Annotated in this window: 26 protein-coding genes; 17 read left to right on the top strand and 9 right to left on the bottom strand. The window is 47.8% G+C overall.

The window, feature by feature from the left end; genetic code table 11:
• The first annotated feature begins 2 nt into the window (after positions 1–2).
• The 8 genes from L5M71_RS11560 (at position 3) to L5M71_RS11525 (ending at position 9,207) form a co-directional block, all read left to right on the top strand.
• Positions 3–2,444, top strand: a complete 2,442-nt coding sequence (locus L5M71_RS11560; RefSeq protein ID WP_263207422.1) for an MMPL family transporter — start codon at positions 3–5, stop codon at positions 2,442–2,444.
• Positions 2,445–2,467: 23 nt separating this feature from the next.
• Positions 2,468–3,757, top strand: coding sequence for an NAD(P)/FAD-dependent oxidoreductase (locus L5M71_RS11555; RefSeq protein ID WP_263207420.1), 1,290 nt, complete (start codon positions 2,468–2,470; stop codon positions 3,755–3,757).
• A 4-nt stretch (positions 3,758–3,761) separates the two neighbouring features.
• Positions 3,762–4,550, top strand: a complete 789-nt coding sequence (locus L5M71_RS11550) for a DUF3261 domain-containing protein (RefSeq protein ID WP_263207418.1) — start codon at positions 3,762–3,764, stop codon at positions 4,548–4,550.
• A gap of 46 nt (positions 4,551–4,596) precedes the next feature.
• A complete protein-coding gene (locus L5M71_RS11545; RefSeq protein ID WP_263207416.1) occupies positions 4,597–5,796 on the top strand; it encodes a beta-ketoacyl-[acyl-carrier-protein] synthase family protein in 1,200 nt (399 codons plus the stop codon).
• A gap of 1 nt (position 5,797) precedes the next feature.
• A complete protein-coding gene (locus L5M71_RS11540) occupies positions 5,798–6,334 on the top strand; it encodes a hotdog family protein (RefSeq protein ID WP_411569131.1) in 537 nt (178 codons plus the stop codon).
• Between the two features lie 112 nt (positions 6,335–6,446).
• The gene (locus L5M71_RS11535; protein WP_263207414.1) at positions 6,447–7,172 is read left to right on the top strand and encodes a 3-ketoacyl-ACP reductase FabG2; all 726 of its coding nucleotides are present in this window, start codon (positions 6,447–6,449) and stop codon (positions 7,170–7,172) included.
• Positions 7,173–8,432, top strand: a complete 1,260-nt coding sequence (locus L5M71_RS11530; protein ID WP_263207412.1) for a beta-ketoacyl-ACP synthase — start codon at positions 7,173–7,175, stop codon at positions 8,430–8,432.
• Between the two features lie 31 nt (positions 8,433–8,463).
• Entirely contained in the window at positions 8,464–9,207 is a 744-nt protein-coding gene (locus L5M71_RS11525; protein ID WP_263207409.1) for a hypothetical protein, read from the top strand.
• 581 nt (positions 9,208–9,788) lie between these two features.
• Here L5M71_RS11525 and L5M71_RS11520 read toward each other — a convergent pair.
• The gene (locus L5M71_RS11520) at positions 9,789–10,190 is read right to left on the bottom strand and encodes a hypothetical protein (protein ID WP_263207407.1); all 402 of its coding nucleotides are present in this window, start codon (positions 10,188–10,190) and stop codon (positions 9,789–9,791) included.
• 806 nt (positions 10,191–10,996) lie between these two features.
• Between L5M71_RS11520 and L5M71_RS11515 the strand changes: the two genes are divergently transcribed.
• Positions 10,997–11,473, top strand: a complete 477-nt coding sequence (locus tag L5M71_RS11515; RefSeq protein WP_263207405.1) for a GNAT family N-acetyltransferase — start codon at positions 10,997–10,999, stop codon at positions 11,471–11,473.
• A 51-nt stretch (positions 11,474–11,524) separates the two neighbouring features.
• On the opposite strand, the gene L5M71_RS11510 is transcribed toward L5M71_RS11515, so the two are convergent.
• A complete protein-coding gene (locus L5M71_RS11510; protein ID WP_263207403.1) occupies positions 11,525–12,712 on the bottom strand; it encodes a benzoate/H(+) symporter BenE family transporter in 1,188 nt (395 codons plus the stop codon).
• Positions 12,713–12,876: 164 nt separating this feature from the next.
• Between L5M71_RS11510 and L5M71_RS11505 the strand changes: the two genes are divergently transcribed.
• From L5M71_RS11505 to L5M71_RS11495, 3 genes are all read left to right on the top strand, one after another.
• The gene (locus L5M71_RS11505) at positions 12,877–13,452 is read left to right on the top strand and encodes a helix-turn-helix domain-containing protein (protein ID WP_219251347.1); all 576 of its coding nucleotides are present in this window, start codon (positions 12,877–12,879) and stop codon (positions 13,450–13,452) included.
• A gap of 119 nt (positions 13,453–13,571) precedes the next feature.
• Positions 13,572–13,895, top strand: a complete 324-nt coding sequence (locus L5M71_RS11500; protein WP_219255030.1) for a rhodanese-like domain-containing protein — start codon at positions 13,572–13,574, stop codon at positions 13,893–13,895.
• A gap of 75 nt (positions 13,896–13,970) precedes the next feature.
• Complete coding sequence (locus L5M71_RS11495; protein WP_168826480.1) at positions 13,971–14,156, top strand: hypothetical protein; 186 nt, start codon at positions 13,971–13,973, stop codon at positions 14,154–14,156.
• 167 nt (positions 14,157–14,323) lie between these two features.
• Here L5M71_RS11495 and azoR read toward each other — a convergent pair whose 3' ends face one another.
• The 6 genes from azoR to L5M71_RS11465 all read right to left on the bottom strand — a co-directional run bounded on the left by azoR (position 14,324) and on the right by L5M71_RS11465 (position 18,647).
• A complete protein-coding gene (gene azoR / locus L5M71_RS11490) occupies positions 14,324–14,920 on the bottom strand; it encodes an FMN-dependent NADH-azoreductase (RefSeq protein WP_105251130.1) in 597 nt (198 codons plus the stop codon).
• Positions 14,921–15,101: 181 nt separating this feature from the next.
• The gene (locus tag L5M71_RS11485; RefSeq protein ID WP_263207399.1) at positions 15,102–15,539 is read right to left on the bottom strand and encodes a thioesterase domain-containing protein; all 438 of its coding nucleotides are present in this window, start codon (positions 15,537–15,539) and stop codon (positions 15,102–15,104) included.
• Between the two features lie 92 nt (positions 15,540–15,631).
• On the bottom strand, positions 15,632–16,069 hold the full coding sequence (gene dtd, locus L5M71_RS11480; protein ID WP_263197195.1) for a D-aminoacyl-tRNA deacylase: 438 nt from the start codon (positions 16,067–16,069) through the stop codon (positions 15,632–15,634).
• Positions 16,070–16,086: 17 nt separating this feature from the next.
• Positions 16,087–16,692, bottom strand: coding sequence for a hypothetical protein (locus tag L5M71_RS11475; protein ID WP_012586536.1), 606 nt, complete (start codon positions 16,690–16,692; stop codon positions 16,087–16,089).
• Positions 16,689–17,642, bottom strand: a complete 954-nt coding sequence (locus tag L5M71_RS11470) for an alpha/beta fold hydrolase (RefSeq protein ID WP_263207395.1) — start codon at positions 17,640–17,642, stop codon at positions 16,689–16,691. The genes L5M71_RS11475 and L5M71_RS11470 overlap by 4 nt, the downstream gene beginning before the upstream one ends.
• 36 nt (positions 17,643–17,678) lie before the next feature.
• Positions 17,679–18,647: a virulence factor BrkB family protein gene (locus L5M71_RS11465; protein ID WP_063884972.1), complete on the bottom strand. Its 969-nt coding sequence runs from the start codon at positions 18,645–18,647 to the stop codon at positions 17,679–17,681.
• Between the two features lie 81 nt (positions 18,648–18,728).
• On the opposite strand from L5M71_RS11465, the gene L5M71_RS11460 reads away from it, so the two are divergent.
• From L5M71_RS11460 to L5M71_RS11445, 4 genes are all read left to right on the top strand, one after another.
• Positions 18,729–18,950 (top strand): hypothetical protein, encoded by a 222-nt coding sequence (locus L5M71_RS11460; RefSeq protein WP_006079786.1) that lies wholly within the window; start codon positions 18,729–18,731, stop codon positions 18,948–18,950.
• A gap of 29 nt (positions 18,951–18,979) precedes the next feature.
• Positions 18,980–19,633, top strand: coding sequence for a DUF2959 domain-containing protein (locus L5M71_RS11455; protein ID WP_263207392.1), 654 nt, complete (start codon positions 18,980–18,982; stop codon positions 19,631–19,633).
• 266 nt (positions 19,634–19,899) lie between these two features.
• Positions 19,900–21,114, top strand: a complete 1,215-nt coding sequence (locus tag L5M71_RS11450) for a 4Fe-4S binding protein (protein WP_263207390.1) — start codon at positions 19,900–19,902, stop codon at positions 21,112–21,114.
• 172 nt (positions 21,115–21,286) lie between these two features.
• The gene (locus L5M71_RS11445) at positions 21,287–22,312 is read left to right on the top strand and encodes a GGDEF domain-containing protein (protein ID WP_263207388.1); all 1,026 of its coding nucleotides are present in this window, start codon (positions 21,287–21,289) and stop codon (positions 22,310–22,312) included.
• Between the two features lie 112 nt (positions 22,313–22,424).
• Here the strand turns inward: L5M71_RS11445 and typA are convergent, their stop codons facing one another.
• The gene (gene typA / locus L5M71_RS11440) at positions 22,425–24,236 is read right to left on the bottom strand and encodes a translational GTPase TypA (protein ID WP_105251119.1); all 1,812 of its coding nucleotides are present in this window, start codon (positions 24,234–24,236) and stop codon (positions 22,425–22,427) included.
• A 1,019-nt stretch (positions 24,237–25,255) separates the two neighbouring features.
• On the opposite strand from typA, the gene glnA reads away from it, so the two are divergent.
• The gene (gene glnA, locus L5M71_RS11435; RefSeq protein WP_113941334.1) at positions 25,256–26,665 is read left to right on the top strand and encodes a glutamate--ammonia ligase; all 1,410 of its coding nucleotides are present in this window, start codon (positions 25,256–25,258) and stop codon (positions 26,663–26,665) included.
• The last annotated feature ends 181 nt before the right edge of the window (positions 26,666–26,846 follow it).

The raw sequence follows: 26,846 nt of genomic DNA, 5'->3' as shown, positions 1-26,846 counted from the left end.
CCATGGCCGCCAATTTCACCGCGCGCGCCAATCAAGCGCTAATACAATCATCCTCTAAATGGCGCCTCGCCATTTGGTTGCTATTGATGCTGTCTGCTAGTCTATGGACGTTGCAACTTTGGCAAAACGGCGCAAGGGTGCAGAGCGATATTCTCGCCATGCTGCCCCATTTACAGCAGGACAAACTCACAGAACGCGCCCTTAACCAAGTTGAAGCGACGCTCGCCGATCAAGTCTATATTGCGCTCGTCGCCAAGGATGAAACCACGGCAATCGCTGCGGCTAAGCTGTTGATGCAAAAGCTTGAAACTGACCTTGTTGCTACTGGCAAAAATGCTGCACTTACAGATATTCGCAGCGCCAATATGCAGATCGGTGAAACCTTGGGGCAATACTATTTCCCCCACAGATTTAAATTACTGACAGTGCCACAAGCTGAGGCGTTAGCAACGAAAGACATTGGAAATCTGATTGAAGCGGCCACCGCACAGCTTTACAACGCCTTTAGTTACGCCAATAGCAACTTGCTTGCCCAAGATCCGCTGCTGTTATTCCCCGCCAATTTACTCGCCCTCGCGCCGAGTTCAAAAGTCAGAGCCAGCCAAGGTATTCTGCTGGCTAATCAAGGCGATAATGTTGCCGCGGTTGTTATGGCAAAGGGCCAAGAAAGTGCCTTTAATCCCAATGCGCAATTAGCGCAGATGACGGCATTAACAGTAACTTTGGATGCCGTTGAAAAAAACTATCCCGATATTACCGTGCTTAAGGCTGGCGCCCTGTTTCACGCGATTGCGGCGACACAAACGGCTAAGAGTGAAATATCGATCCTCGGTCTTGCATCCTTACTTGGGGTAATAGCTTTAGTCTGGCTGGCGTTTCGCTCTGTGATGCCGCTACTTTTGGCAATCGTTACCATTTCCAGCGGGCTGTTGCTGGCCGTAACTTTTACCTTAAGCGTGTTTGGCGAGCTGCATTTACTCACCTTAGTGTTTGGTACTAGCTTGATTGGCATTGCCATCGACTACAGCTTTCATTTTTACTGCGAGCGCTTAAGCGATACAGAGCGGAGCGCTCAGGCGACGGTCGCGTATATATTCCCAACGGTGACGCTTGCCTTTATCACCAGTGCCTTAGCTTATGTGGGCATAGGGTTAGCGCCGTTTCCTGGGATGCAGCAAGTGGCGATTTTCTGCGCCGCGGGACTGCTCGGGGCCTATCTCACCCTCATTCTCGCCTACCCACTGTTAGCGGGAAGTCGTTTGCCATCGGGCTCCCGCCCATTAGCGTTAGCGGGGAAGTACCTTGCCAACCTCACTCAGTTATCCAACAGATTGACCACGCCGTTAGGCATGGGCATGTTTGCTTTAGTGATAGTAATGTGGTGTCTGGTTGGCGTAACCAAGTTAACCGTCGATGACGATATTCGCCATTTACAGCAAAGCCCCGCGAGCGTGACTGAACCTGAAAATAAGCTCAGGCAGCTACTCAGCGGCGGCACAGATAATCAATTCTTACTGGTACGCGCCGCGAATGAAGAAGCACTACTACAACAGCTTGAGCGAGTGTCGCCACTACTCGATGCCGCTATTGCGAATCAAGAGTTAGGCAACTACGTCAGCCTCAGCCGATATCTTCCCAGCCATCAAAGGCAAGACACGGCTTATCGCTTACAGGGTGAAATCTATCAAACTCAGATAGATACTGTGCTCACAAGCCTTGGGTTGGATGAGAACTTAAAGCCAGAGCTGCAAGCAAGCTACTTAGCGGCTAAAGACCAATATATCGCCCCAGCGGATTTCTTTAAGCTAGAGGCAGGCAAGCAACTCGCACCGCTGTGGCTAGCACCAAATGGCAACGCCACCGACTATGAAGCGCTAAATGATGGCGGCGCGAGCGCTGAGCATGGTGCCATTGTCTTGCTTGGCGGCATTAAACAGATCGACGCGATCAAGGCGCGCTTTGCCAATGATCAAAGCGTACAACTTATCGATAAAGTCGCGGATATCTCCGCCGTCATGGGCCATTACCGACTGTTAACCCTAAAGCTGTTAGCGCTCGCACTTGGTATCGCACTCTTGTTGTTTAGCCTGAATTTTGGCATTAAAAAAGCCACGGTTGTGGTTGCCGTTCCAGCCCTTGCGGCCTTGCTAACGCTTGCAACCTTAGGCTTAACAGGCTCGCCGCTGAGTCTGTTCCATGCACTCGCGCTCATTTTAGTTTTCGGGATTGGGATAGACTACAGCTTGTTCTTTGCCTCTGCTCAAAACCACGGCAAGGCAGTGATGATGGCGGTATTTATGTCCGCCTGCTCGACCCTATTAGCCTTTGGTTTACTCGCCTTTAGCCAGACCCAAGCGATTCATTATTTTGGTTTAACCCTGTCACTAGGTATAGGTTTAACCTTTTTACTTTCGCCACTGATTTTAACGACTAAAAAGTCCTGATAACGACAAGGAACGTACTTTACATGACTACACCCGCTCACGATTTATCAGCTATGCCAAATTCACTTGCCGTCAATGTGGCTATTATCGGCGCAGGACCTTCAGGCGCCATTGCCGCCAGCTTGCTACACCAACAAGGCAAGCGCGTGCTGGTGTTAGAAAAACAACATTTCCCCCGTTTTTCCATCGGTGAAAGTTTACTGCCCTGCTGCATGCAATTCATCGAAGAAGCCGGCATGTTAGACGCACTCAATGCCGCTGGATTCCAGCATAAAAATGGCGCCGCCTTTCGTCGCAATGGCACTTACACTACCTTCGATTTTACCGATAAATTTACCCCAGGGCCGGGCACCACATTCCAAGTGCAGCGCGCCAGTTTTGATAAACTGTTAGCCGATACCGCCCAAAGCCAAGGGGTCGACATCCGCTATGGCGAAACCGTCGAGGCGATAGATTTAACCGAGAATCCATGCTTAATGGTGCGCAATGAACAGGGCGAGCTTTATCAAATCAGCGCCCAATATGTGCTTGATGCCAGTGGTTTTGGCCGTGTGTTGCCACGCTTGCTCGACTTAGAAAGTCCATCTTGCCTACCACAGCGCAGCGCCATCTTTACCCATGTGGAAGACAACATCAGCGATCCTCACTTTGATCGAAATAAGATTTTAATCAGTGTCCACCCTGAGCATAAAGACATTTGGTATTGGCTCATTCCCTTTAGCAATGGCCGTTGTTCACTCGGCGTAGTGGCAGAACCGCAATTACTGGCGCGTTTACAAGGTTCGCTTGAGCAACAATTGATGAGCATAGTCAATGAAGAACCAGGACTAAAAGCCCTGCTGGCCAATGCGAAAGTGGTGCAGGAATGCGCCACGCTCAAAGGTTATTCTGCCAATGTGTCACGCCTTGCGACCGACAAGTTCGCGCTATTGGGTAATGCGGGCGAATTCCTCGATCCTGTGTTTTCCTCCGGCGTCACTATCGCCATGCAATCGGCGTCTATGGCGGCAAAATGCCTAACGAAACAACTCAATGGCGAAGCGGTTGACTGGCAAGCCGATTACTCAACGCCTTTGATGCAGGGCGTGAATGCCTTCCGCACCTATGTGCAAGCTTGGTATGATGGCCGCTTTCAGGATGTGGTCTTCTATGAAGAACCGAACGAGCGTATCAAGCAAATGATTTGTTCTATTCTGGCGGGCTATGCTTGGGATACGAATAATCCCTTTGTTAAAGACTCGGAGCGCCGCCTGAATATGATAGTCGAACTGTGCCGAAATCCAGCCGCCACTCCAGCATTCGCAGAGGTCTAATCGCATGCTGCTAAACCTTAACGCTAAATGGCTAATCATCCCCGCGCTATTGCTCGCAAGCCTTGGGCTAACGGGCTGTAGTGAACTGCTGTTCAGGCAGACCTGTGTCGGACTCGCTAAGGATATGCGTTATTGTTTGGCACCATTGCCCCATGATTTTGCTCCCGCGACCGATAAGCCGTTGACTCAGCCAAGGATAAAGTCCACGACTGAGCCTACAACTAAGCCCGCCATCATGGCGAGTCAGCAAACCGACAGCAACACAGGCGTATCTTCTCCCCAGTCCTTTAGCCAAAAAGTCAGTATTAAAGTGGGGAAAGAGTCCCACGAACTGCTCACTCAATTGGAGTTAGAGGGCGAGCGCATGACGCTCGTTGGCTTAGCGCCACTCGGACAGGCTTTGTTTACCTTAGTTTATGATGGTAATACACTCAGCAGTGAACAAAGCGTGCTGCTAGGGGACAGTTTTAAAGCTGAGTATTTAATGGCGATGATGCAACTGATCTATTGGCCTGAGCAGAGTATTCGCGCCCATTTAGAAGGTGGTCATTTAGTCACAGGCCTTTGCGATACGGTTGGGGGAAATCAGGGCGATACGCTTATAGGCACCCGAGAGAATACAATCCCCTGTCGCCAGATCTATAGTCAAGACACCTTGATCAGTAAAAGCGGCCAGCAAACCCATGTGGTGCAAATCCGTTATCAACAAAATATCGGCGATGCTCTTTGGCAAGCCCACATCAGCTTAACTATGCCACAAGCTAAGTTTGAGCTAGAAATCGAACCTATTTAATCTGTTAGCATCCGCACTTAACTGTGCCATGGTAAAAAGACACACAATGATGAACAGAGTAGCTATTACACAGATTGGATTGTGTACCCCGCTAGGGCAAGATCCCCAGCAGGTTTTAGACCGCCTGATCGCCGGTGATACCAGTGCGATGCTGCGCAGTGACACTCTCCTGTTCGAGCACCCAACCTTAGTTGCCCCCGTGACGGCAGCACTACCAACCATTCCCGAAAAACTCATTCAGTTCGATTGCCGTAACAACCAATTACTGCTGTGCGCCGCACTGCAAATTGCGACCACAGTTGAACAAGCGAAACGGGATTTTGGTCATGCCCGTATTGGTGTAGTGCTAGGCACGAGCACGTCAGGGATTTCAAAAGGTGAAGCCGCGCTGAGCTACCGCAATCAACACGGATACTTTCCGGCGGATTACCACTATTTCCAGCAGGAGCTCGGCAGCACCAGCGACTTTTTACGCCAATATTTTGAGCTCGATGGTCCTTGCTACACAATTTCAACCGCCTGCTCATCCAGCGCCAAAGTCTTTGCCAGTGCCAAACGCCTATTACAGGCTAACCTCTGCGATATGATGATTGTCGGCGGTGTCGACAGTTTATGCCAACTCACAGTCAATGGTTTTCATGCCTTAGAATCTGTCTCGAAAGGCCACTGTAATCCTTTTAGTATCAACCGTGATGGCATCAATATCGGCGAAGGCGCGGCGCTTTTCGTCCTGACGTTGGGCGAGTCAGAGGTCATGCTAGCGGGTATTGGCGAGTCGAGCGATGCGCACCATATGTCGGCGCCACACCCCGAAGGCGAAGGCGCGATCAAAGCCATGCACGCAGCGTTGCAAGATGCACACATTGCAGCAAAAGACATTGGTTACATTAACTTGCACGGTACAGCCACGCCTAAAAATGATGCGATGGAAAGCCGCGCCGTGGTTGAAGTGTTTGGTGTAAACGTACCGCCCTGCAGCTCGACCAAGCCCTTAGTCGGCCATACCTTAGGTGCCGCTGGCGCCATTGAAGCCGCCTTCTGTTATTTATTACTTTCAGCACATAATCACAGCCAAGCCCTGCCGCCCCATCAATGGGACGGACAAGTCGATCCACAGGATCCGTCCATTGCCTTGGTCGAGCGCCATCAAGTTGCCGCTAAGGGCGCGCTTAATTATGTGATGAGCAATTCCTTCGCCTTTGGCGGCAGTAATGCCAGCCTGATTTTTTGCCGTAACGAGGCCTAAAATGATGCCCTTTATACAATGCAATAAACCCTTTGCCGAACAGGATATTGCCGATTTTATTCCCCATAGGGCACCGATGATTTTGCTCGATAAAATCATTGGCTATCGGCGCGATAACCTAGAGACCGAAGTCACTATCACGGCCAAGAGCCCCTATTTCGATGACAAACATCGAGCCGTACCCAATTATGTGGGTATCGAATATATGGCCCAAAGTATTGCCGCCCTTGCTGGGGTTGAGGCAAAGCTTCGCGATGATAAAATCCGCGTCGGGTTTCTATTGGGTTCGCGCAAATTAACCTTGTATGCAAAGCAATATGAGCTCGGGCGCACCTATCGCACCCAAGTCAGCCGCCTCTATCAAGAGGAGTCGGGATTAGCGGTATTCGATTGCCAAATTTATCTGCTGCCCGAAGCCGGCTCTAACCTAGAAAAGAGCTTAGTGGCCCAAGCCAATGTGAATGTGTTCCAGCCTCAGGACACACAAGCCTACCTTGCAGGCAATCAAGACGCGGCAAATAGAAGTCTTGGGCACTAAAGCAATGATGTAGATAAAAAAGCCTTAAAGCGCCTTAACAATCGACCTTTTTACCATAAATACATGAAACCCCATACCGACACATAACGATAAAATGGGGTGGAGAAAACAGATGAATAACAGAGTATTAGTTACCGGTTCGAGCCGCGGTATTGGTAAAGCCATCGCCCTAAAACTCGCCGCTGCGGGTTTCGATATCGCCCTGCATTACCACAGTAACCAAGCGGCTGCCGATGACACTGCCGCGCAAATCCGCGCGCTTGGAGTGAATGCGAGCCTGCTGAAATTTGATGTCGCCGACCGCGCAACCGTCAGAGCCGCCATTGAAACCGACATTGAGGCCAATGGTGCCTATTATGGCGTGATCCTCAATGCTGGCATCAACCGCGACACCGCCTTTCCTGCTATGACAGAAAGTGAGTGGGACAGCGTCATCCACACTAACTTGGACGGTTTTTATAATGTCATCCACCCCTGCGTCATGCCTATGGTACAAGGTAGAAAGGGCGGGCGCATCATCACCTTAGCTTCGGTTTCTGGGATTGCGGGCAACCGTGGCCAAGTCAATTACAGCGCCTCAAAAGCGGGTATTATCGGCGCGACTAAGGCATTGTCATTAGAACTGGCAAAACGCAAAATTACCGTCAACTGTATCGCCCCCGGCTTGATTGAAACCGACATGGTGGCCGATATTTCTAAGGATATGGTAGAACAATTAGTGCCGATGCGCCGCATGGGTAAACCCAGTGAAATCGCCGCCTTAGCTGCATTTTTAATGTCTGACGATGCCGCCTATATCACTCGCCAAGTGATATCGGTCAATGGAGGCATGATCTAAATGAGCGAACCGACAAATCAAACCCGCTTAGGGAAACGAGTGGTCGTCACTGGCATTGGCGGCATTACCGCCCTGGGCCATGATTGGGAGGCGATAGCGGCGAGCCTTAAGGCGCAGAAAAACTGTGTTGTCACTATGGGCGAATGGGATAAATACGATGGCCTCAATACCCGCTTAGCCGCCCCCATTACCGACTTTGAAGTGCCAAGCCATTATTCGCGCAAGAAAATTCGTTCTATGGGTCGGGTTTCTATCATGGCGACCCGCGCCAGCGAGCTTGCTCTTATTGATGCGGGATTATTGGACGATCCTATCGTGTCCTCGGGTGAAATGGGTATCGCCTATGGCTCGTCCACTGGCAGTACCGATGCCATCATCGCCTTTGGCGATATGTTGAAGACCGGTGATATGTCGGGCGTCACCGCCACGAGTTATATCCGCATGATGGCACACACCACAGCGGTGAATGTGGGGGTATTTTTCGGCTTAAAAGGCCGAATTCACACCACGAGCAGCGCCTGTACCTCGGGGAGCCAAGGCATAGGTTACGCCTATGAAGCCATCAAATACGGTCATCAAACCTTAATGTTGGCGGGCGGCGGCGAAGAACTCTGCCCCACAGAAGCTGTCGTGTTCGATACCCTGTTTGCCACTAGCACTAAAAACAGCACCCCCGAACTCACGCCACGCCCCTTCGATGCGAGCCGTGATGGTCTAGTGATTGGCGAAGGCGCCTGTACGCTGGTGCTCGAAGAGCTAGAACACGCCAAGGCGCGCGGTGCCAAGATTTACGCTGAGTTAGTCGGTTTTGGCACGAATTCAGATGGCCAACACGTCACCCAACCAAACGCGCAGACCATGGAAATCGCTATCAGGTTGGCGCTCAAAGATGCCCAGCTTGAGCCTAGCGCCATAGGTTATGTCAACGCCCACGGCACGGCGACCGACCGTGGTGATATTGCCGAGAGTCACGCGACCCATGCGGTATTTGGCACTAACATGCCGATTTCATCCCTTAAAAGCTACACGGGCCACACCTTAGGCGCATGCGGTGCACTAGAAGCTTGGGTGAGTATTGAGATGATGAATGCGGGGTGGTTTGCGCCGACACTCAATCTTGAGGGTATCGACCCACAATGCGCCGATTTGGACTATATCCGCAACGAGCCACGCCCAATCGATACAGATTATGTGATGAGTAATAATTTCGCCTTTGGCGGCATTAATACCTCGCTGATTTTTAAACGCTGGGCCCAATAACAACATATAAAAACCACATAAGGACATCACCATGAAACCACTGTTTGCAGGTATGCTGCTTAGCATCAGTTTATTAAGCTCGCCTTTATTGGCTCAGGAATATACAGTTGAAACCTATCAAGAAATCTTTAAGGGTGATAACCAATTCAAGCAAAAAGAAGCCATTGAATCACTCACCATCGCTGGTTTATCCGATCCTGCCATTTTTGATGCGCTCGAAGCAAAGCTACTCGCATCTTTGCCCCAAGCCACTGAAAAAAATGCCATTGACTACAGTGCTTGGTTAGTCAAAGGCTTAGCTTATTCAGGCAATGATAAGTACAGCGAAGCCATCAATAAGATTGTTAATGGTGATTATCCTAAAAAACTCAAAAAATACGCAGGTCAAGCTTTAGAAAACATAACAATATATAAAAAATGGAATGCGATTCTTGCGGATAAAAGCCAATATACTGCCGATCAAAGTCAGCAAAATAATGCCTTTGCCAATGCCCTACGCAGCAATGATTTAGAATTAATGCGTCTCGCAGCTAAACGCATCATGGATGACCGCCAGTACGATGATTTTATCCTGGCCGTACTCAGTAACGAATTGAAAACACCACGCTTAATGGCCGATGACAAACTCGCCATCGATACCTATGCCAACATGGCAAAAGCGCTAGCTAGTTCGGGGAATACCGCTTACCGCGATGTGATTGAAAATATGGCAACCATGAGCTCAAACAAAAAACTCAAAAACTACGCCGAGAGTTATTTGAAGAAATACTACTAAACCTACCCGTTTAAGCTTAATAGAACAAATCATGGCCGAGCTTATACTCGGCCATTTTTATATCCGTTTGGATCACTTTTTAAATTAAAAGAAAATTTACTGTTGGCATTAGCGCTTGCTGATATTCACCTATACAGGCTTACCATGGCAATCACTCAGCGACACAGTGAAATCTAAGTTGATAAACGAGAGTTACGGAAGGCGAAGAGGCAGTTAAACATAGATATTATTCAGAGTGAGGCCAACCATGGTACAGGCTCTACGACCCGCAGCAAGTCCATCCTTGGATGCTCGACCGCCCCGTCCATGGGGCGGACGGTCGTCTCACCAATCACCATGGTTTGCCTTTCGAGCATCAGCGTAATCTCTAGGCTTAAAAGACTAGAGTCAGATTAACACTTTGAAAAATTGCTATTTACAACTGAACATTTAGGAAATTTAACAATGGGTGGCTTGTTAAATTTTTCGAGCATTAACGTAGCCTCTAAGTTCAAAAGACTAGAGCTAATATTTAACCATAGCTCGCTCCAGCAACCATTTTGAAAAAACTCACAATAGAAGTCTTGCTATACCTTTTTTGTTTATTTTGGAGTTATTTTCAATAGACTAAGTTTTGTGCTTACTATTTGAAGACCAAGCTCTTCTCTAATAAAGTTTCTTATTTCAATAACTAATTCCGTATGATTTGCACTTCCTAACAATGCTATTTCGTTTACAAATTGTTCACACAACTCAATTTGTTTAGTATTTCCATATAGATGAATATAGCTAATTGCTCGCTCTACTTCTCTGTAATTGCCAAGGATGTCAATATTTCTACCTAACTCAATAAATACTTCATAGCTTTCAGCAAGATGTTTTATTCTGAGTTCTCGCTGCTTATTTTTAACGTCCCGCTCAGCATTAAACTTGTGCGCTACAACCCAACCAATAATTGCTACCATGGTAGCAATGGTCGTTGGTATTAATATTTTCCAATCCATATTGTTTAGCCTTTGCGTGCGACGTATAACGTCCGAGTATTTATGCGTTGCGCAGTTCGCAGTACATAAATCGCTTGTTGAACTTGACTACTGCCACGCCCATATTAATCGGTATAAATGATGCTATAGGAATTTGCTTTTTGGGGGTAGCTGTTTTTTATACAGCCAAGATCGTAATCACTTGATATTGTTTTAGCTTTACTATTCTTCCGCGCTAAATTTAGGTAAATACATGACGTTGATTTACTGCATTCCAGCCCTAAGTTCAGATTAAAACGCGTACAACGACAGAAACAGGTCAACAACTCTTTTATGCTTTAAGGACTATCGGACAACTCTAAAGTCAAAAAAATACACCATCCCCTCGGAGTTGCCGCAGGGCATTAGCGCTCGTTGTGTGATCGAGGCATGGTCGTTCTCGTGCATCCATGCCCTTCTCGACATTCAGGCGTCCTGCCTATCAGATGCCGAGATAGCGTCAGTCGAATCAGGGACGAGCGTCTGACGCGATAGCATAAGGACGCTTAATGCCCAAGGGGCTTTCAACTCCGTTGGGGACGCCGGGCCATGTTTTATAAATAAGCCAAAAGGGGAACAGGCGCTTTTCCCCTTTTGGTCGACTCTTGATTAAAAATCAGGGGGGTGAAACCCCACGACTTTGACTTTGATTCTGCGTTTAGCTTTAGCTAAAGCTAAAAACGCTTGGCCTAACATTTGCTTATCTATCACGGCGCATTGGCAAACAGATAACAAAGCAATGACGCCATTATGGATAAGCCACAATAATAGGGAGCACCCGATCTGCCATGAAATCCACCACAAGAGCCATGAAAATCACCTTAGATGACCTTACAGGGCCAGAGATAGCGGCATTACTGCAGGAACACCTCAACGATATGCGGGCAACCTCTCCGCCTGAAAGCGTTCACGCATTAGATCTTGACGGCCTGCGTCAGCCCAATATTCGCTTTTGGACCCTGTGGGATGGCAACAATTTAGCGGGCTGCGGTGCACTAAAATGGTTAGATGCCGAGCACGCGGAGATCAAATCCATGCGCACCGCCGCGCCCTATAAGCAGCAAGGTATAGCGTCTAAAATATTGCAGCACTTGATTAACGATGCCAAAGCCGCAGGTATCAAACGTCTGAGTCTAGAGACAGGTTCGATGGACTTCTTCAATCCTGCCCGCCTGCTCTACTGCAAATTTGGTTTTGAAATCTGTGGCCCCTTCGACGGCTACCAACTCGATCCCAATAGCGTGTTTATGACGAAGAAAATCTAAAACACATGCGCCTTAGTCTTTGAAATTCATATCTAAGGCGCTTTGCTGCAGTTAAGTATTCGCTCGCTTAACTACTGATGCAGTTCTGTGCCCGTTCCACCAATGGATAATAAACCCAAGCAACAGCCCCCAAAATGCGCTGCCGATGCCCAGCACACTAAAACCTGATGCCGTGACCAAAAAAGTGATCACCGCCACTTCGCGATCTTCGGTTTTAGCTAATGCGGCGGTCAGGCTATTGGCGATAGTGCCAAGCAGTGCTAATCCGGCGATGGCCAGTACTAATTCCTTAGGGAAAGCGGAAAACAGGCCGACCACAGTGGCGCCGAGTAACCCAGTGATAAAGTAAAATACGCCGCCCCACACTGCCGCCCAGTAGCGGGTCGCGGGATTCGGGTCAGCTTCTTTACCCATACAAATCGCGGCTGTGATGGCGGATAAGTTAAAAGCAAAACCGCCAAAGGGCGCGAGGATAACCCCGATGAATCCTGTAGTCGTGATCAAAGGTGAAATGGGCGGCCTGTAGCCATTACCGTGCAGCGCAGCAACGCCCGGCATATTTTGCGAGGCCATAGTCACTACAAACAGCGGTAGCGCCACGCCAATCACACTCGCCAACGAAAACTCAGGTGTCGTCCACACCGGCATCGCCAGTTGCAACTGAACCGCATCTAGCTTGAGCAAATCTAATTGAAAACTCATGCCTATGCCCACCAGCAAGGTCAGCAAGATGATGTAACGCGGCGCAAAAGGCTTAACGACGACAAACACCAACAGCATGATTAATATTAGGCTCAGCTGGGTTTGCATCGCCTGAAATAGCCCTAGGCCAAATTGCAGCAGAATCCCCGCCAACATGGCGGAAGCCACCGACTGCGGCATGATGCGGATAAGCTTATCCATCCAGCCCGCCACCCCGCAAAGGGTGATTAGAATTGAACTCACCAGAAAAGCGCCTATGGCTTGGTTTACACTCAACCCCGCAAGGCTTGTCACCATCAGCGCTGCGCCCGGTGTAGACCAAGCCGTTAGAATTGGATTCTTGTAGTAAAGCGATAACCCTATGCTGGTTACGCCCATGCCCACACCTAAAGCCCACAGCCATGAACTAATCTGTGCTGGTGTCGCCCCCACGGCCTCCGCCGCTTGAAAGATGATCACCGCCGAGCTGCTATAACCCACTAATACCGCAATAAAACCCGCTGATATTTTTAATAAACTCCCTGCATCTCGCCACATATCCACTCCCTTTCTCTGCAATTGATGTCGCCATTACTTTGTGCGCTATAACTTATAAAATGAACAAGATCGCTTTTTGTGCGCTATAACGTACGAGATGGACAAGATAGCACCTGTGCGTTATAACGTACAAACTAAATTTTCATAAAAATGATGGGGCCATTGTGCAGACGATAAACAGCTATCTCGCCACCACGCTTAAAGCACTTCGCAACCAAAAGGGATGGAGTTTAGATAAAGCCGCCCAAGAGACGGGCGTTAGTAAGGCCATGATAGGACAAATCGAGCGCGGTGAATCAAGCCCAACTATTGCGACGCTGTGGAAAATTGCCAGTGGATTCAATATCTCGCTGTCGACCTTTCTCGAACCCACACCCCAGAGCCAAGGCGCAGTATTCCGTAAGCCCGACGAGTTACGCCAACAACCCGCCACCGACGGCATGCTAGTCGCCTCACTCTTCCCCTTTGAAGAGCGCTTCGGTTTCGAGATGTTTGAACTGACCCTGCTGCCAAACTATGAGCGGCTTTCTGAGCCCCATGAAACGGGTGTCACTGAGCATGTCATTGTCTTGAGCGGTACTATGGAAGTGCTAGTCGATGGCGAGTGGCAACCACTCAAGCAAGGTGAAGCGGTACGATTTGCGGCCGACAAACCCCATGGCTATCGCAATCTAAACGAGCAAGCCGTGGTATTCCACGACATCATTCACTATCAAAGAGCTAATGTGTCTAGCCTCTAACTACTTGCCTAGTGCCGGCAATGCCAAAAACCATTCACTGCCGATAATCTGCAGCGCTTGCACTCGCCAATTCATTAGAATAAACTTATTGAAAATTTTCTAATGGTAGGGGCAATGCTATGTTTCAATCTTTACTGGCTAAGTTATCCGGCAGCCACTCAGGCGAAAAATGTTGGCAATTGATTGAGCAAGGCGCACGGGTGATTGATGTGCGTTCACCAGAGGAATTTGCCTCCGGTCACTTGCCCCAAGCCATTAATGTGCCATTGCCAATGCTCGACCAATGGTTACACCAAGTTGACAATAAACAGCATCCCTTCGTGCTCTATTGTGGCGCGGGTATTCGAGCGCAAAAAGGCTGCGACATTCTCAAGGCCAATGGCTTTAGCTGCGTGGTAAATGGCGGTTCGCTTAAAGATTTAGTCTGCTGCCAGCCGAGCTAATTTAAGCCTTGGTTGTGCGGCGCTAATCAGGCCAGTCTGTACATTGTGATGACTTAAATATCTGCGAGGTGGTGTATGCATAAAACAAATCATGCCAAAGCGTTACAGTTTGAAGCCACACAGGGTAACACTGCTGAAAAGCCGCTTGAAACTGAGCGCCATGCACGCTTTAGCATCAGTCGTAATCGCGACCAAGCCAGCACTAAGGTGCGTTATGTTGAGACAAGCACCCTAGCCAAAGGCTGCAGCCTTTGCGAATAAACAGCTAAATCTGCGACTTAAAACTAGCCGCTCGAGTCTAGTTGCTCAAACCTAGCCACTTAAGCCAAGCGTGCTTAGCTGAAATGGACATACAAAAATGCCAGCCTATTAAAGGCTGGCATTATTTATTCAGCTAAATCAAATGACTCAGCTAATCAACGGAACAATTAAGCTTTCAGCTGATCGATACTGTGTTTCGCTTCGCCCATGCCTTTGTCGTGTGCTTCAGGACCCATGTTCAGCGCTTCGGCGTAAACCACTTCAACATTAGTGATCCCCATAAAGCCTAAAACCGTTTTCAAGTAAGGTACAACATGATCCGTTGGGCCATCTTTGTGAGCGCCGCCACGGGTCGTCACTAACACAGCGCGTTTACCTTCCACTAATCCTTTTGGACCCGTTTCAGTATAAGTAAAAGTCACACCGGCACGGGCGACAAAATCGATCCAGTTTTTAAGTTGAACCGGTATCGTAAAGTTGTACATAGGTGCAGCGATAACAATCGTATCGTTCGCTTTTAATTCAGCGACTAAGGTATCTGATAAGGCGAGCATTTCTTGCTGACGTGCCGATAATTCTGCACCACCGCGTAACCCAGAAGCGATTTCACCGTCTACCATAGGCAGTACGTCTTTACCGCCTAAATCACGCACTGTAATAGCGGCGCCTTGGGTTTCCCAGTGACTCGCTAAGTGGTCAATTAACACGGCAGATTGTGAATAACCGCCAAGAATGCTTGATTTTAAAATTAAGACTTTAGACATAATCTGCTCCGAAAATAGGTAAATGACTCAGAGTCAGATGGAATATCTCAACTCTATGACGCTAGTGTATTAGCCCATAAAAAAGAAATAAAGCGGATAAAATCTGAGATTAGCTTCGATTTTTTAGAAAGGTTATACGTCACCTTCGACGTACAGATACACTAAGTTGTTTTCGACGCATTCATGCTTTCGACGTACTAACATACAGGCCTTCAAAAACCGCACACAGTGAATCCATACAATACAATTGCACTTCCAGCTTCACCTTAACCCTGCGCCCCCTTTGTAACGGGCTGAGATCCACATCTGGCCATTGCACTTTTACCACAGGGTCACAAGTCACAGGAGCAAGATAACGAATATGGGCATCGGCGAGCACAATATCACCCGCCACGCCCACCAACTGTTGATTTAGCCACACGGCACCCCAGCCTGTTAAGGTCATCAAGGTATAAATGCTGCCCGCAAACATGGTCTGATGCAGATTAATATTGGGCGTCATCGGCGCTGTGACTCGAAATTCTCCCTCGCTGTAATCGAGTGGCACTATCTGCATAAACTCGCTAACGGGGATCGTACTGTGCCAAGTCTGGCGTAATTTAATGAGTAATTGATCCATGTGCATTCCCTTAATACTCCCTTGGTACAAGCGACATTGATTATGCCTAGCACCCCATCACCTAGACCCCTAGATAAACATCACGATAGAAACTACACCTGCAGATTAAAGGTCACTGGGCCATCATTGACTAAGGACACTTGCATATCGGCGCCGAACTGTCCGGTTTCTGTGTGAACGCCCTTAGCGCGGCAGAATGCGACAAACTCTTCATACAAGCCTAAGGCTTGATCCGGCGTACCCGCCCCTGAAAAACTCGGCCTCAAGCCTCGGCCTGTATCAGCGGCCAAGGTAAATTGTGACACGACTAATAAAGACCCACCGACTTGTTCTAGATTGAGATTCATCTTGCCATTTTCATCTGAAAAAACGCGATAATTCATGACTTTAGTCGCCAATTTTTCCATCTTCTCGCGGGTATCTTCTTGCTCGACACCGAGCAGAACCAACAAGCCTTTATTGATTTCACCTAGGGTTTGGTTATCAACCACTACACTGGCGCGGCTCACTCTTTGAATTAACGCAATCACAACTTTTCCTTTTTAGATTAAGGCTTAACGGGAACCATTTGCTGCATGAGCGGGATAGGACGAATATATTGATCGATGCCATCTGGCAGGGATTGCGCGACTTGTGCCAAACCGCCATTGGTCCATAACATAAAGCGACGTAACTCTTCGATTTCAACACGGTCGGCAAAGGTGACTGTGCCTTGTATTTGGATCACAGCGCCTTGGTCCAGCAACACGAACTTGGCAAAATTAAGCTTTTGATTCAAAGTGCCAATCACCACAGGCAGCTCTTGGCTAGCCTGTAATTGCGGATGCACGGCATAGAAACGATTCATTAAAATACGGTCAATGCCCGCAGAATTAATGCTCGGCTCAAGCAAAAACTGGTTATCGCCAAACTGCACCGCGACTTTAGTTGGCGCAACTTTGGTGGCCAAGTAGTTAGCGTTAATCAACGCTTGATACAAGCGCTCCGCGGCAGCTTCATTGGTCAATCCACCCAGTTCAACGACTTTGGGCGCGACGGGTGCACTCACGTTCTCCTGAGCCACCACTGGGTCAATCGCGCTGGTTTGCGAGGGCGCCGTGGCGGCACAGGCAGTTAATCCGAGTAAACTGGCACTGATGAGCAATGTTTTCATTGTATTTCCCTTTGATGTATCCACGACCACATAGCATGGATTTCTGCTGTGACCGCCAAAAACAACGACTCGCTATTGAGCATATGTCCGCCGTCGGCAACAGATTGAATCGTAATAGCATGCTCTAACCCAGCCAAAAAATCGCGTAATAGCGCCGCTGGGCAAATCGCATCCTGCATTCCTTGCAATAACACACTACGCGCCTTCACCCTAGGCGTCACGCGTTGCAACACACTCATGGCATTGAAGTAATCATGCCGAGCAAAGTGCAATTCGATATCAGCTAACGCTAATACTGGGTCGGGTAACTGTCTTGGCAACACCAATCTCGCCCCCGCGAGCTTTAGCTCCCACTGAACCCAACGCCGCGCAAAATGGTGCCGCAGGTTTTCATCGGCCGATGCCAAACCTTGATGGTACGAATCCAGCAGTTCAGCCAGCGATGGCGCAACGGGCGCATTACCACTGAAGAGTCGATAAGCCGCTGGTTGCAATTTTGCCGCGCCGTCAGCGCCATAGAGCCAATCGATGCCTTCTTTAGACGGAATAAATAACGCCCACAGCACTTGCGCTATCACCCGTTCGGGAAATAATCCGCTGTAAATTAAGCCTAATGTGGCCCCAAAGGAGCCGCCCGCTAAACACCAGCGCTCAATACCTAACGCGAGGCGAATCGCCTCCATATCGCAGATCAAACCATTAAGATGATTATGGGCTAAATCGCCAAAGGGCAAGGACTGCCCAGAACCTCGTTGATCTAACAGCAAAATCCAATATTGTTCGCCATTAAATAAGGCTAAATCACCGATATCACAACCCGCTCCCGGACCACCGTGCAAATACAACAGCGGGATACCTTGAGGATTACCGTATTGCGCCAGATGTAATTGCTGACCATTGCCAACGCTAAACCAGTCGCGGCGGATAAAAGGAGGAAAGGATTCAGGCATTAAGTGTTATCGCCATTACTTAACCGTTTAGGGATGTCATTCCGATTTCGCCACGGCCTTGAGTGCATCTACTTCTGCCGAAGTTAAGGTTACAGGCTGATTATCTTGGCAGTCTTGTAAAGGCTTACCATCTAGATCCGTTTCATCCTCATCGGAGCTCGACTCATAATCTAAATACTCTGGCATAGCCGCGGTAATTTCCGCGCCGAGTAATACTATCATCCACGATAAATACACCCAGACAAAGATAATAGGGATCACGGCTAAAGCCCCATAAATTGCTTCATAGCTCGGAAACTGAGTCACATACAAGGCAAAGGCTTTTTTACCTAACTCAAACAAGATTGCGGCGACAATCGCCCCTAATAGTGCATGTAGAAACTTCACCTTTTGATTAGGCACTACCATATACAACAGCAAGAATGCCGCAACTGAAAACAGCATGGGCAAGCGCTCAAGAAACACGGGCACCACACCCGACAACTGACCGTCAAAAACCTTCAATGACACTACGTAGGAAGTCGCCACCAAACTGGCCCCCACCAAAACAGGGCCCAAAGTGATGACCATCCAATACATAGAAAATGCGACCACCACGGAACGCTTCTCTTTAGTACGCCAAATGTTATTAAGGGATTTGTCGATAGCGGAAATCAGCAAAATAGCGACCACCACTAAAGCGGCAATCCCCACGGCTGTGCCCTTAGAAGCGTTGGCGACAAACTCATTGATATACACTTGTACAGTATCGCCAGCGGCGGGTAAAAAGTTCTGATAAACAAAGCCTTCTATCTGCCCACGTATGCCCTTAAACACCGGAAACGCCGACAACATAGACATAGTCACGGCCACCATAGGCACGAGTGACAATAGCGTGACATAGGCCAAATGTCCGGCGCGGATATTGATCTGATCTTCCACTAAACGCCGCTGTAAATGCAGCAGGAAGTGCCAAATCCCGAGGAATAAGACGCGAATTTGTGCCAGTTCTATCTTCTTAGTCACGGGTTTCTCTTGATTCTGTTGGTATAGACTCGTTATCTTCGTACAATAAACACTTAATTTACAAGTCTAAGGAGTGAATTGATGTCTCAACAAGGATCTGCGGGTAACGTTATTTCCGCTATTGCTAGCCTATTTTTCCCTGGGTTAGGCCAACTATTACAAGGCCGCATTATGGCCGCACTGTTATTTTTCATTATCACAGTGGTGGGTTATGCCCTCTGGTGGCTAATTGTGCCCGCAGTAATAGGTGCTATCTTTCATCTGTGGAGCATTATCGATGCGGCCCGATTTAAGGCCGATTAATTTCAATTCACTCAGTGACGGAATACCCAATGAAAAGACTGATAACTTCAGGCCTGATTGCCGCAAGCCTCCTGCTTAGTGGTTGCCAGAGTGCCTACTACGGCGCAATGGAAAAGGTCGGTTACCATAAACGCGATATTATGGTCGACAGAGTTAAAGATGCGAAAAAATCCCAACAGGATGCTCAAAAAGAGTTCAGCTCTGCCCTAGAAGAAATGCAAGCACTGCTCAATTACAGTGATGGCAACTTAGAAAAAGCCTATAGCAGAGCGAAAGATGAATACGAATCGGCTCAAAGTGCCGCCGATAACGTCAGCAACCGCATCAATAAAGTCGAAGATGTAGCCGAAGCCCTGTTCGATGAATGGCAAAATGAAATTAGCGAGATCAGTAAAGCTAATCTACGCCGCAACAGTGAAGCTAAACTCAAAGAAACGCGCCGCGCCTATGAACAATTGATCAAAAGTATGCGCCGTGCCGAGTCGAAAATGCCGCCGATACTCACCGCCATGAAAGACAATATGCTGTATCTCAAGCATAACTTGAACGCCCAAGCCATTGGTGCGATTAAAAGCGAATTTGCGAGTCTGCAAACCGATATTTCTGGCCTGATTAAAGAGATGAACACCTCGATTAACGAATCGAGCAAATTTATCGAAGCACTCGAAAAATCAAAAAATTAATCCAAATGCCCCACTGAACTCCTAAGCCCTAGCAAAATAAATTGCTGGGGCTTTTTATTCTTTGTGTGACCTCGCCCTATGTCCCTGCAAGCCATACTTTATTTGTGCAAGACTAAAACACTTAGCTTTGTGAGCTATGGCGCGCTTTAATTGATTGATAGCGCGAATCTTAGATCTGACGCACAATTTCACTTATTACTCAAAAACTTATCCTCAGTTCACCACTCAGAGCCTGTACTTGTAACTTATTAGCTGTATTCATCACTATGACTTTTATCGAATCACTCACGCTGATGTTGGCACTCATGTATCTCGCCTCCCTCAGCTATTGGAGCGGCCAGAAATGGGGCGCGGTCGCCACACTGTTGCTCAGTATCGGTGCGGTGGCAATGAGTCTTTGTTGGCCACTGGCTCTCGGGCTTCTTATTGCACTACCACTGATGCTACTTGGGCATAAATTTGCGCCTGATGCACTCAAGGGTGAAATTAAAATCAATACCCTTCGTGAAGGGACTCAACATGCCTTAGCGCTATCGCTCTTGCTGGTTGCCATACAATACACAATCAATACCGTACTGCTTAAGCAAGGAATCACACCTTGGCTAATGCGCCCCGACGTAGTCGATGCCTTTTTACCGATTGCGGGTGGCATTGAGCTTAAAGCCATTATCAGCCTCAATTTGTGGGATCAAACCCATCCTGCGGCAGCAGTCATGCTAGCGGCGGTATTACTCACAGGTTTACTCTGCAAGCGGGCATTTTGCGGTTGGGCTTGCCCATTAGGTTTGGCAGGGGAATACCTGTATTCCTTTAGAAAACGCTTTATTAAATCAGAGCTTACACCACCCGCTTGGCTAGATTGGCCACTGCGAATGTTGAAATATCTATTACTCCTAGCACTTTGCTACATAGTCATTGGTATGCCAGCACAATCCATCCCCCATTATCTTGAAGGTAATTATCATAAGATTGCCGACTTGAAGATGGCATTGTTCTTCCTAACACCCAGCCTAATCACGCTACTGGTATTTGCGCTGATCCTCGCTTTAGCGGCATGGCGTCGTCAGGGATTCTGCCGTTACTTGTGTCCCTATGGCGCTATGCTTGGGATCTTAAGCTTTGCAAGCCCATTAAAAATTCGCCGCAATACCCAGCACTGCCTTATCGAAGCAAAAGGGATGAAATGCGACAAGTGTACCCGCGCTTGCCCAGCAAACATCATAGTGCACACTAAAACCACGGTTCGCAGTGACGAGTGCCAAGCCTGCATGCGCTGTGTCGCGGCTTGCCCTAAATCCGCCGCCCTCGGCCTTGGACTGAAATCTGGCCACAGACTCGGTCATAAGGGATTGCTCGCATTAGTGCTCATCGCATTATTTATCCTACCGCTGGGCGCTTACTTAGCGGGGTTCTGGCATAGCCAAACACCAGACAACATCCGCATGGAATTGATCCAAGTGATTAATAGAATTGGGCACTAGATAATATCCCCAAAGCATACTGCAGATAATGGCTTACATCACTCTCTGCAGTATTTTTAATATATACGTCATAAAATTGATTACAATCAGGCAACAGCTAGACTTTATCGCAGATAATATTCCTATACGGATATTAGAAAAATGGTTTTATGTTCCCCAACGGAGCTAACCTATGCGACCCGACCGACAGCAATTGATCCATTCGTTATTTGACGAATATATTGAGATGTATGCCTCCCGTGATGACAGGCTAACTCGTCGCTTTAGTGATAACTTTAGCGGCTATGCAGGGAGCAGTGACCAGCTTGTCACCAGCAGGGAAGAATGGGTGCGAATCACTCGTCAGGACTTTGCACAAGTGCCTGAGCGAATCCACATCGAAATGTTAGATCTTTCTTTACAAGACCTTGCCGACAACCTCGTGGTTGTGACTGCCTTTTTCCATATCCACTTACCTATCCCTAATCCTATGCTTTCCCGCGAGACAGCACGGCTAGTGTTGATATTTCACCGAGAAAACAACGACTGGATGATTGTCCACAGTGGCATATCCATCCCCTACGGCTTAGCCCACAAAGGGGAGATTTACCCGATCGCGCGATTAGAGGAACGTAACGTCGAACTTGAATCCATGATCACAGCTCGAACCTGTGAGCTGGCAGAAGCCAATAGGCAACTTGAAATACTCAGCAATACCGACGGTTTAACCAATATAGGCAATCGCCGCCTATTTGACATGATGTTACAAACAGAGTGGAGTCGAGGACAAAGGAGTAATTCCTCACTGGCCCTCATCATGCTCGATATTGACCACTTTAAACAATTTAACGATCACTATGGCCACCTCGCCGGAGACGATTGCCTTAAACAATTAGCGAGTACACTGTCCCAGTCCGGTCGCAGAGCGGGCGAATTAGTCGCTCGCTACGGGGGCGAAGAATTTGTCATTCTATTACCGAATGTCGACAAACAAACGGTACTCGATACAGCGCAGCATATACATCAGCTGATCCAAGCCATTGCCATTCCGCATGCAAATACCGACCTTGGGATTGTGACAGTGAGCGCAGGCGTCGCCTATCTGCAACCCTCTAACAAACAAAATGCTTTAGAACTCGTTCGCCAAGCGGACGCCGCCCTCTACCGCGCAAAATCCGCTGGCCGCAATTGCATACGGGTGATAGATGAGGACGACTAATACCCATTACTCAATTTATCCCAACAAAAAGCCCTGCACAGTTTCCTATGCAGGGCTTTTTAAACCGATTGGCTCACCTTAAGGGCGAATCACCTGAATTAATAGGCTGGCATTAACCGCGGTTAAAGCGCTTACGATCGTTTTCAGTCAAGTGTCTCTTACGAACACGAATGTTCTTAGGCGTTACTTCAACTAATTCATCATCATCGATGAACTCAAGCGCTTGCTCAAGTGTCATTGTGATTGGCGTCGTCAGCACTTGGGCTTCGTCAGTACCAGAAGCACGCATGTTGGTCAGCTGCTTACCTTTCAAACAGTTAACTGTCAGATCGTTTGAGCGAGCGTGAATACCAACCACTTGGCCTTCGTATACTTCAGCGGCATGGCCGATAAAGAGACGACCACGATCTTGCAGACCGAACAGTGCGAAGGTCAATGCCTTACCCGTTGCGTTAGAGATCAATACGCCGTTAGCGCGTTGACCGATATCGCCACCTTTGTGCGGACCATAATGGTCGAATGAGTGATAAATTAGACCAGTACCAGAAGTCGCTGTCATAAACTCAGTTTGGAAACCGATTAAACCACGGCTTGGGATGATGAAGTCGATACGTACACGACCTTTACCATCAAGCTGCATGTCTTTCATTTCAGCTTTACGGGTACCTAATTTCTCGATTACTGTGCCTTGATCTTCTTCTTCAACGTCAACAGTCAAGGTTTCAAATGGTTCACACAGTTCACCGTCGATAGTTTTCAGAATAACTTCTGGACGTGATACGGCTAACTCGTAACCTTCACGACGCATGTTTTCAATCAGGATTGATAAATGCAATTCACCACGGCCAGATACACGGAAGCGATCTGGACTTTCTGTTTCTTCAACACGCAGTGCCACGTTGTGGACTAATTCTGTTTGCAGACGCTCCAGAATATTACGTGAAGTCACATACTTACCTTCTTTACCTGCAAAAGGTGAAGTATTAACTTGGAAAGTCATGGTCAGAGTAGGTTCATCAACAGTCAAAGGTGGCATAGCTTCTACTGCACCAACGGCACAGATAGTGTCAGAAATTTTCAGCTCGCCTAAACCAGTGATAGCAACGATGTCGCCAGCGTTAGCAATTTCAACTTCAGTACGGTCTAGACCCATGTAACCTAATACTTGGCCCATTTTACCGTTACGAGTTTTGCCATCAGCGCCAATAATAGTCACTTGTTGGTTAGTTTTAACGCTACCACGCTTGATGCGGCCGATACCGATAACACCCACGTATGAGTTGTAGTCGATTTGCGAAATTTGCATCTGGAACGCACCTTCGGCGTCAGCATCTGGGAAAGATACTTTTTCAACGATAGTTTGGAACAGCGGCGTCATATCATCGCTCGCTACATCCGGATCTAAAGTTGCAAAACCGTTTAACGCAGAAGCGTAGACGATTGGGAAATCTAGCTGCTCGTCAGTTGCACCTAAGTTATCGAACAGGTCGAATACTTGGTCAATAACCCAATCTGGGCGTGCACCTGGACGGTCAATTTTGTTGATAACAACGATTGGCTTTAGGCCTTGAGCAAACGCTTTCTTCGTTACGAAGCGAGTTTGTGGCATTGGACCGTCAACAGCATCAACCAGCAATAATACTGAGTCAACCATAGACAGAACACGCTCAACCTCACCACCGAAATCGGCGTGGCCTGGGGTATCAACGATGTTAATACGGTAGTCGTTCCACTTGATGGCAGTATTCTTTGCCAGAATCGTGATCCCACGTTCCTTTTCAAGATCGTTGGAGTCCATCACCCGCTCAGTGGCTTCTCCTCGGGTTGCAAGGGTGCCTGACTGTGACAGCAACTTGTCTACCAGGGTCGTTTTGCCATGGTCAACGTGTGCAATAATGGCGATGTTACGTAAATTCTCTAGCACGGATAAACCTCTTACCATCAAACAAAAATAGGGATATTTCAGTAATTCGTTATGGCGATCGAGCTCGATCCGCCACAATAAAAAGCGTGCCATTCTACTCCAGAGCGGCCTTGGCGCACAGGATTATTTTTGAACACTTATAAAACAATCTGCCAATCCTTGGGTAATTTCCGCCAATCATCCACTGAATGAAATCCTCTATAGCCAGAGTTAACGCTCTGTTTAATTGCCATATTCGTAGGGAAAATCCGAGTTAAGCAGCTGAATTTGCTATTTTTCGTATTCAATGTTAGCACTGCTAATGTCGATTTAAGCATCAGCAAAATCGACTTAGACACAGAGAAATTACCACGTGAACACACTGCAATAAATTCTGCGGCACACTTAATCTAACGTTCATGTTGGCGTTTACACCCGATGGCATTAAGACTCACTTCATTGTCACGGGATACCTTTTTACGCATCACTGATTTCACTTGGCCTGTGAACAGCAAAGACATTTCGCACATGAGAACGAACTCTTTCCTAATAATATGATAATAAACCACTATTGGATTGATAATGCGTGGCATAGTTGGACAGACTAGCGTGGTTTTATGACAATTATGCGGCTATGCGGCGGTTATGGTGGTGATAAATAGTCTCGTGCAGTGCTGCAAGTATGTGCAAGCTTCACAGAGGCGGTACTTACTGAGATAGTGAAAGCCAAAGCGTCATTGCCATCTCAGTGCCATATAAGCGGTGCATGTTATCGCTGTGCATCCCAGCTTAAGGTTTGCATGAATCAATTCAGTGCGCACCAAAATGGAGTAATGCACCAAAATGCCACAGACAAAAGCACTATTATGGTGCACACGCGAATCCAATTAAGTGCAACAAAGATTTTAAACCATGTTAATCAGTAAGTTAAATTATTGGCATGGATATCGCTTTATAGCTCGTAAGTTTGGCTCAAGATAAATCACTTGAGTTAAAAGATTATAGAAGGGGCATCCCTTTACCCTACCGGAGGCTTGAGAATGTCAGTTGAATCAGTTTTAAAGCAACTTGAAGAATTAGAAGTTAAGTTCGTTGATTTACGTTTTACCGACACTAAAGGTAAAGAGCAGCACGTATCTATTCCTTCTCATCAGGTAGATGCTGATTTCTTCGAAGACGGCAAAATGTTTGACGGTTCTTCTATCGCAGGTTGGAAGGGCATTAACGAATCAGACATGGTACTGATGCCAGATCCAACGACATTCGTACTGGATCCTTTCACCGAAGAAACCACAGCGCTGATCCGTTGTGACATTCTTGAACCCGGTACTATGACAGGTTACGACCGTGACCCACGCTCAATTGCTAAAAAAGCAGAAGCTTACCTGATCTCTACTGGTATCGCTGATACTGTATTGATTGGACCAGAACCAGAATTCTTCCTATTTGACGATGTCCGTTTCGGTACTGACATGTCAGGTTGTTTCGTTAAGATCGACGCTAAAGAAGCGGCTTGGAACTCAGGCACTAGCTACGAAGGCGGCAACACAGGTCACCGTCCATTTGTTAAAGGCGGTTACTTCCCAGTTGCACCGGTTGACTCATCACAAGACCTACGTAGCGCTATGTGTTTAGTGCTCGAAGAAATGGGCCAAGTGGTTGAAGCGCATCACCACGAAGTGGCGACTGCGGGTCAAAACGAAATCGCAACTCGCTTCAACACCTTGACTAAGAAAGCGGATGAAATCCAAATTCTGAAGTACGTAGTGCACAACATGGCACACGCTTACGGTAAGACGGCGACTTTCATGCCTAAACCCATCGTTGGTGACAACGGTAGCGGCATGCACGTTCACCAATCTCTGGCAAAAGACGGTGTTAACTTGTTCGCTGGCGACAAATACGCAGGTTTAAGTGAAACGGCGCTGTACTACATCGGTGGTATCATCAAGCACGCTCGCGCGCTGAACGCTTTCACTAACCCAAGCACTAACTCTTACAAGCGTTTAGTGCCACACTTTGAAGCACCTGTTATGTTGGCCTACTCTGCCCGTAACCGCTCTGCATCAATCCGTATTCCAGTGGTACCAAGCCCTAAAGGCCGTCGTATCGAAGCGCGTTTCCCTGATCCACATGCAAACCCATACTTAGGTTTCGCAGCGCTGCTAATGGCGGGTCTTGACGGTATCCAAAACAAGATCCACCCAGGTGAAGCGATGGACAAAGATCTGTACGATCTGCCTCCAGAAGAAGCGGCAGAAATCCCACAAGTGGCAACGTCATTAGAAAACGCCCTTGAAAATCTGCAAGCTGACCATGAGTTCCTGACAAAAGGCGGCGTGTTCAGTGAAGATTTCATCCAATCTTATATCGTACTGAAAACAGCAGAAGCTGAGCGCGTAGCACGTACAACTCACCCACTTGAGTTTGAAATGTACTACAGTCTGTAATGGCTAGCGCTATACAACCGGCTCGCTTTATGTAATTGATACATAAATATAAAAGCCTCGATAACAACGCTATCGGGGCTTTTTGTATTTTGAAGGTATATACAACTTTTATTCTGATTCAATCATCGCGTTGTTCTCTAAATAGGCATCATCGCCAACCACTCTTTTATCATTCAGAGAA

The organism is Shewanella sp. SW1 (assembly GCF_025653545.1).
Taxonomy (GTDB): Bacteria; Pseudomonadota; Gammaproteobacteria; order Enterobacterales; family Shewanellaceae; genus Shewanella; species Shewanella oncorhynchi.
The sequence above is the reverse complement of the archived record's forward strand: the minus strand, read 5'-3'. Positions and strand labels throughout refer to the sequence as shown.